Source organism: Paracerasibacillus soli (assembly GCF_042432965.1).
In the GTDB taxonomy this organism is placed as follows: domain Bacteria; phylum Bacillota; class Bacilli; order Bacillales; family Amphibacillaceae; genus Paracerasibacillus; species Paracerasibacillus soli.
The window spans coordinates 65,553-72,889 of record NZ_JBHLWL010000017.1 but is presented as its reverse complement, the minus strand read 5'-3'; the positions used below and the strand labels follow the sequence as shown (position 1 = coordinate 72,889).

Genomic DNA, 7,337 nt, shown 5'->3' with positions numbered 1-7,337 from the left:
ACAAGGAACGCTTCGGCAGCATGACATCGTACGAGGAAAAGACGTTTTATCTTTTTCGAGTCTCCGTGTTTTTCCTCCGCTGGTGTAGGTATCTTTCATTGTGAATTGATTGTCTATTATTTATATTAGATAACCTAGACTAGCGTAGGCAGAATACGTAGACTCCTGCGGGAATAGCACGAGCCCGAAGACCCCACAGCGGTGGTTTTCCGCGAGGAGGCTGAGGCCGTGCCCGCGGAAAGCGAAGTATTCTGCCGAAGCGGGGGAATCAGCAGTATCTTCAATAAATATAAGTAAATTAACAGGCACGTTACGAGACAGTTTGGTTCTATTGTGTTAGAATGACAGGTTTATAGAAGATAGTCTTTAAAAAATATTGTTTACATAAAAGATGGAAGGGATGATGAATTTGGAACAGACCGCACAAAAACAATTGATAACAGAAGTTGGTCAGATGAAAAGAAATCATTATGCGATGGTCATAAACGGAGAAAGAGTTGAAAGTAGCTCACATCAAATCTATGAAACATATAATCCAGCAACAGGCGAAGTACTAGCAACAGTCGCAAAGGCAAATATAGAAGACGCAGACCAAGCTGTCCAGGCTGCAAGAAAAGCATTTACTTATGGAAAGTGGCGCAAGTATCCAGTAGGTAAACGTGCACGCGTGATGAACAACATCGCAGCAATAATGCGAGAAAGATTTAAAGAGCTAGTTGAAATGGAAGTGCTGAATAGCGGGAAATCAGTAGGTGCAGCTATCGTACAAATCAACCAAGCAATAGAAGACTTTGAGTTTTATGCTGGCGCAATAGTAGGACATCGAGGCGTTGTTAACAATATGCCGTACGGATTTTTCAACTATACACAAAAGGATCCAGTCGGTGTTTGTGCACAAATTATTCCGTGGAACTATCCAGTGATGATGGCAGCATGGAAAATTGCTCCGGCGATTGCAACGGGCTGTTCTGTTGTTGTAAAACCAGCAAGTTTAACACCAGTGACCGCCATTTTAATAAATGAAATTTGCCACGAGGCAGGTGTTCCTGCAGGAGTTGTCAATACACTTCCGGGTTCCGGCGCTATTATTGGTGATCATTTAGTTAAGCATGAGGATGTAAATAAAGTGGCATTTACCGGGTCAACTCCAACAGGAAAAGACATTATGGAAAAAGCGTCACAAACATTAAAACGGATTACATTAGAATTAGGTGGGAAGTCACCAAATATCGTGTTTGAAGATGCGGATATGGAGGGGGCAGTTGCAGGGTCCTTGTTCGGAATATTCTTTAATACAGGCCAGTCTTGTGAGGCAAGGTCTCGTATGTTTGTCCACGAATCAATTTATGATGAATTTGTAGAAAAATTCGTAGAGAAGACAAAAAAACTCGTACTAGGTGATCCGTTAGATAAGCAAACACATATCGGTTCGATTATAAGCCGAGAACAATTAGAGATAATTGACGGTTATGTGCAGTCGGCAATCGACGATGGTGCGACTGTGTTAACAGGTGGAAAAGAAGCGTATATCGCAGGTTTCGAAAATGGATTTTGGTATGAGCCAACTGTCATTGTTGACGTCACATCTGAGATGAAAGCAGTACGTGAAGAAATTTTTGGACCAGTTGTTGTTATAGAAAGGTTCTCTGATGAAAAGGAAGTAATTAAAAAAGCCAATGACACGAAATATGGACTCGCTTCGGCGATTTGGACGACTAATCAAGCAAGGGCCACTCGTGTTGCCCATCAATTAGAAACAGGTGTTGTCATGGTTAATAGTCCATTTTCTGCATTTCCAGGAACTCCATTTGGTGGCTATAAGGAATCGGGAATTGGTCGAGAGTTAGCAGTAGAGTCACTAGATTTATATATGGAAGAAAAAAGTGTGCTTGCATATTACGGATCTAAACCAATTAATCCGTTTGGTGTCTAACCTGGTGATGCACGCAAATATAAAATAGAGGTATTTTTATAAGCTTGTCTTAGAGGAGGTTACCATGACTGTTCAACATATTACAGTCGTTGGTGCTGGTGTAATGGGGCGAGGGATTGCATATGTCTCCGCCCTTGCTGGTTATACGACGACACTCGTAGATACTTCACAAGTGCAACTAGATGCTGCGTTACACTTTATGAATAAAACGTCTCAAAAAGGTGTATCTCTAGGAAAAATAACAGCGGAACAGAAAGGGAGAGTAAAGGAAAATATTAGCTTTTCCTCACAATTAGAAGAAGTAGTTTCAAAAACGGACTTTTTAATTGAAGCTGTTCCGGAAAAACGTTCCATTAAACAACATGTACTAGAAGTAGCGGAAAAATATGCTCCTAGTGAGGCGATATTTACATCGAATACATCAACAATTAGTCCTACAGAGCTTGCATCCTATACGAAGCGGCCAGAAAAGTTTGCAGTGATGCACTTTTTTAACCCGGTCCATTTGATGCAGCTTATCGAAATTGTGAAAGGATTGGAAACGGGGCAAGAAGCGATTGCAGCGATAAAAGAAGTGGCGAGCGGAATGGGGAAAGATACAGTAGAAGTTAATGAATTTCCAGGATTTGTGACGAGTCGAATTAGTGCACTCGTTGGTAATGAAGCTTTTCATATGCTACAAGAAGGCGTTGCTTCCGCTGAACATATTGATAAAGCAATTAAGCTCGGTTTAAATTATCCAATGGGTCCGCTGGAACTTGGTGATTTAGTCGGTTTAGATACGCGATTAAATAATTTGAAATATTTACATGAAACACTTGGTGAAAAATATCGTCCCGCCCCATTACTGGAACAATACGTGAAGGCGGGCAGACTTGGAAGAAAGACAGGACGTGGGGTATATGATTATACAAACGAGGAAGAGTTGATTAAAAAGTGAAAGATGTAGTCATTGTTGATGCTGTGCGTACCCCGATTGGGCGTTATCATGGTGCACTAAAACATGTTCGTCCTGATACGTTAGGCGCTATCGTTATCGAAGCATTATTAGAACGGAATCCAAATGTTTTGCCAGAAACAGTAGAGGATGTCGTATTAGGTAATGCAAATCAAGCGGGAGAAGATAATCGTAATGTGGCAAGAATGTCGGCATTACTCGCTGGTTTACCTGTTACAACAGCGGGAACGACGATAAATCGATTATGTGGCTCCGGATTAGATGCAATCATGTATGCAGCACGTGCAATTGCAATAGGTGAGGGAGATGTTTATATTGCAGGTGGTACGGAGAGTATGACACGTGCCCCATTTGTGATGGCAAAGCCTGAACATGCGTTTCCAAGAGAAAATATGGAATTGATTGATACAACAATTGGCTGGCGTTTTATCAATGGTGCATTACAAAAAAAGTATGGAACAGACACCATGCCAGAAACAGCAGAAAATGTTGCGGAAAAATATCATATTAGCCGTAATGAACAAGACGAATTTGCCTTTTATAGTCAACAAAAGGCAAAAGAAGCGTTGGAAACAAATCGCTTTTATGAGGAAATCGTTCATGTAAGCTATCCAGATCGAAATGGAAATGAACATGTTGTGTCTGTTGACGAACATCCACGTCCAACAACGACACGCGAAAAACTAAGTAATTTACGACCTTTATTTACTGATGGGACCGTAACTGCCGGTAATGCTTCTGGAATTAACGATGGTGCTGCAGCTTTATTGCTTATGAGTGCAGACAAAGCCCGTGAATTAGGGATAAAGCCTTTAGCAAAATATATTTCAAGTGCAGTTGCAGGTGTAGAGCCAAGTGTTATGGGACTTGGGCCGATTGCAGCGACGGAAAAAGTGTTGCAACGTGCACGTTTATCCAAAGATGATATTGGTCTTGTTGAATTAAATGAAGCGTTTGCCTCTCAATCCATCGCCTGCATACAACAATTAGAATTAGATCCTTCTATTGTGAATGTAAACGGTGGTGCAATTGCATTGGGACATCCACTTGGTGCTAGTGGTGCACGCATATTAACGACCTTACTTTATGAGATGAGACGAAGAAAGACGACATATGGTTTAGCGACAATGTGTGTTGGTGTAGGTCAGGGAATCGCGCTAATTGTTGAAAGGATGGAGTAAGTAAGAATTAGGGAGGTTTCGACATGAATCCAGTCTGTCAGGTATTAGATATTACATATCCAATTATTCAAGGCGGAATGGGGAATATTAGCAATGCCCAGCTGGCTGTAGCAGTGTCAGAAGCTGGGGGTTTAGGAACAATTGGATGTGGCACAATGCCCCCTGACGAAGTAGAACAAATGATAATCGCCATTAAAAACCAAACGAAACAGCCTTTTGCTGTAAATATTCCAATTCAAGTAACAGATTACTTAGAAGAAATGCTAACACTTGTGAAAAAGCATGCAGTTCCGATTGTAAGTTTATCGGCAGGAAATCCTGCGCCATATGTACCACTACTTCAAGAATATGGAATAAAAGTCCTCGCCGTAGTTTCTACTGTCTATCATGCCAAAAAAGCAGAGTATGCGGGTGTTGATCTTATTGTGGCAGAGGGGTTTGAAGCGGCTGGAATTAATGCACCACAAGAAATGACAACGTTTACCCTTGTTCCGCAAATTGCCGCGCAAGTCTCCACGCCATTAATTGCTGCAGGTGGAGTTGGTGATGGGAAAGGGTTTGCGGCAGCAATGATGCTCGGTGCAAGTGGTGTGCAATTGGGTACACGTCTTATTGCCACGAAAGAAGCGCCTGTTCATAGGGAATATAAACAACTACTCTGTCAGGCGGATGGCACAGATGCAATTACGGTTGGACGTTCATTCGGAAATATGCGCCGTGTTTTAAAAACAGATTATACCCAAACGTTACAATTGCATGAAAGGGATGGAATATCACGCCATGCTTATCAGCAATTAACGACAGAAGATCGCCATATTCAAGGTGCAATTCATGGAGATTTTGCGAACGGCTTTTTAAATGGAGGTCAAGTGGCTGGATTAATCACAACAATTCCAACTGTTAAAGATTTACTAGATAATATGATGAATGAAGCAAGACAGCAAATGGACCTTGTAATGCATAACTTTTCTATTATATCGTCTGGAGGTGGAGGGAGTAATCATGGAAGAACAATTTCCGATCAAACAGATAATGGATGATGAAGGAATTTTAATACCGGAAAACGCTGTTTATAAAAAGGAAATAACGAAAGAATTAGTTGAAAAACTGTATTATCATATGTTTCGTATTCGTACTTTTGACCGAAAAGCAATTAGTTTACAACGACAAGGGCGAATTGGTACATATCCTCCTTTTGAAGGGCAAGAGGCAGCACAAGTTGGAAGTGCACTTGCCTTAGGAGAAAAGGATTGGATGTTTCCGACTTATCGTGATCATGGCGCTACGTTAACATACGGCATGGATATGGCAAGGTTATTTTTATATTGGAATGGAAGGGTTGAAGGTTCTGTTCCACCAAAAGGGAAAAATATATTTCCAGCGGCGGTACCAATTGCTACTCAAATTCCACATGCTGTTGGTGCTGCTTGGGCAGAAAAGCGAAAAGGAACAGATCGAATCGCTATTGTATATTTTGGAGACGGAGCGACATCAGAAGGGGACTTTCATGAAGGACTAAACTTTGCAAGTGTGTTTCAAACACCAACCGTACTTTTTAATCAAAATAATGGCTATGCGATATCTGTTCCATTTTCAAGACAAACAAACTCAAAAACAATTGCGCAAAAAGGATTAGCTTATGGTATAGAAAGTATTCGGGTTGATGGAAATGATTGTTTTGCTGTTTACTTTGAGACAAAGAAAGCAGTAGAAAAAGCTCGTCGAGGTGGCGGACCTACATTAATTGAGGCAGTAACATGGCGAACGGGGGCACATACGACAGCAGATGATCCAACAAAATATCGACCTGAAGAAGTGGGAAAGCATGTTGTTGATCCAGTAGTACGACTAACGCGTTTTATGAAACATGCGGGATATTGGCAGGAAGAAACGATACAACAGATACAAGGAGAACTGGAGCAGGAAGTAGAAGCAGCAATAAGTGCAATGGAGGCTTATCCAAAACAAGATGTAGAGGATTTATTTAATTATGTCTTTGCAGAATTACCGGAACAACTGCAAGAACAAAAACAAGCCTATCTGTCATTTTTAAGGGGGTCAGTGTAAATGGTCTTTCAATTGGAAACAACAAGTTCACATGTCGTAACAAATAAAATGACGATGATACAGGCAATTAATCATGCATTAAAAACGATGTTAGAAGCGGATGAGCGGACCTTGATTCTTGGTGAAGACGTTGGGAAAAATGGTGGTGTTTTTCGTGCAACGGAAGGGCTATACGAAGTATTTGGCGATGAACGTGTCATTGATACACCGCTTTCTGAATCGGGGATTGTTGGAACGTCTGTCGGATTAGCTGTTAATGGCTTTAAGCCAATAGCTGAAATGCAGTTCATGGGCTTTATTTATCCGGCCTATGATCAAATAATGACACATGTTGCCCGTATTAGGATGAAAACGATGGGGCATTTTACAGTGCCGCTTGTCATTCGTGCGCCATATGGAGCGGGAATTCGTGCCCCTGAAATTCATTCTGATAGTGCTGAATCATTGTTTACGCATATGCCAGGAATAAAGGTTGTTTGTCCGTCAGATCCATATGCTGCAAAAGGATTATTAATTGCAGCAGTGGAAGACCCTGATCCTGTATTATTTATGGAGCCAATGCGTAGTTATCGGGCTAATCGTGTAGAAGTACCGACTGAAAAATATACGTTGGAGATTGGCAAAGGTAGATTACTTCGTGAAGGAGAAGATATTACAATTATTGCGTGGGGAGCAATGGTACCAATTGCCGAGCAGGCTGCTACATATGCAGAACAAAAGGGGATAACGGCAGATGTGATTGATTTGCAGACACTATATCCATTTGACCGTGATATCATTACGCAATCTGTTCAAAAAACAGGTCGTGCAGTTATTGTACATGAGGCACATGCAACTGGTGGGTTTGGAAACGATCTTGTTTCACACGTGAACGATACGGCGTTTCTTTATTTGCGAGCGCCAATTCAACGTGTGACGGGATTTGATGTGCCAGTTCCATATTTCGCTTTAGAGGAACATTATTTACCGACTGCCAAGCGGTTACTTACACATATTGAAAAAGCAGTTCATTTTTAAAACAATACGCTGCTTTCTAAAAAAACACACTCCCTTTTACACAACAGAACCAAACTGTCTCGTAACTAATATGTGCAAGTTTCCCGCTACGGAAAGCGCAGTGTTTTTCCGGAGCGATATTAGTAAGACAAGTTTTCACTACTGAACAGTTTGGGTCCATTGTGTAGGGGATGATATGGTA

Annotated in this window: 6 protein-coding genes; all 6 read left to right on the top strand. The window is 41.3% G+C overall.

Annotation, left to right across the window (positions count from 1 at the left end):
- Positions 1-400 precede the first annotated feature (400 nt).
- The 6 genes from ACFFIS_RS05265 (at position 401) to ACFFIS_RS05240 (ending at position 7,156) form a co-directional block, all read left to right on the top strand.
- Positions 401-1,933, top strand: coding sequence for an aldehyde dehydrogenase family protein (locus ACFFIS_RS05265; protein ID WP_320380647.1), 1,533 nt, complete (start codon positions 401-403; stop codon positions 1,931-1,933).
- A gap of 64 nt (positions 1,934-1,997) precedes the next feature.
- Positions 1,998-2,873 (top strand): 3-hydroxyacyl-CoA dehydrogenase, encoded by an 876-nt coding sequence (locus tag ACFFIS_RS05260; protein ID WP_320380400.1) that lies wholly within the window; start codon positions 1,998-2,000, stop codon positions 2,871-2,873.
- A complete protein-coding gene (locus tag ACFFIS_RS05255; protein ID WP_390186471.1) occupies positions 2,870-4,072 on the top strand; it encodes an acetyl-CoA C-acyltransferase in 1,203 nt (400 codons plus the stop codon). The genes ACFFIS_RS05260 and ACFFIS_RS05255 overlap by 4 nt, the downstream gene beginning before the upstream one ends.
- Positions 4,073-4,095: 23 nt before the next feature.
- Complete coding sequence (locus ACFFIS_RS05250) at positions 4,096-5,112, top strand: NAD(P)H-dependent flavin oxidoreductase (protein ID WP_390186469.1); 1,017 nt, start codon at positions 4,096-4,098, stop codon at positions 5,110-5,112.
- The gene (gene pdhA, locus ACFFIS_RS05245; RefSeq protein ID WP_320380399.1) at positions 5,075-6,139 is read left to right on the top strand and encodes a pyruvate dehydrogenase (acetyl-transferring) E1 component subunit alpha; all 1,065 of its coding nucleotides are present in this window, start codon (positions 5,075-5,077) and stop codon (positions 6,137-6,139) included. The genes ACFFIS_RS05250 and pdhA overlap by 38 nt, the downstream gene beginning before the upstream one ends.
- On the top strand, positions 6,140-7,156 hold the full coding sequence (locus tag ACFFIS_RS05240; protein ID WP_320380398.1) for an alpha-ketoacid dehydrogenase subunit beta: 1,017 nt from the start codon (positions 6,140-6,142) through the stop codon (positions 7,154-7,156).
- Positions 7,157-7,337: the final 181 nt, after the last annotated feature.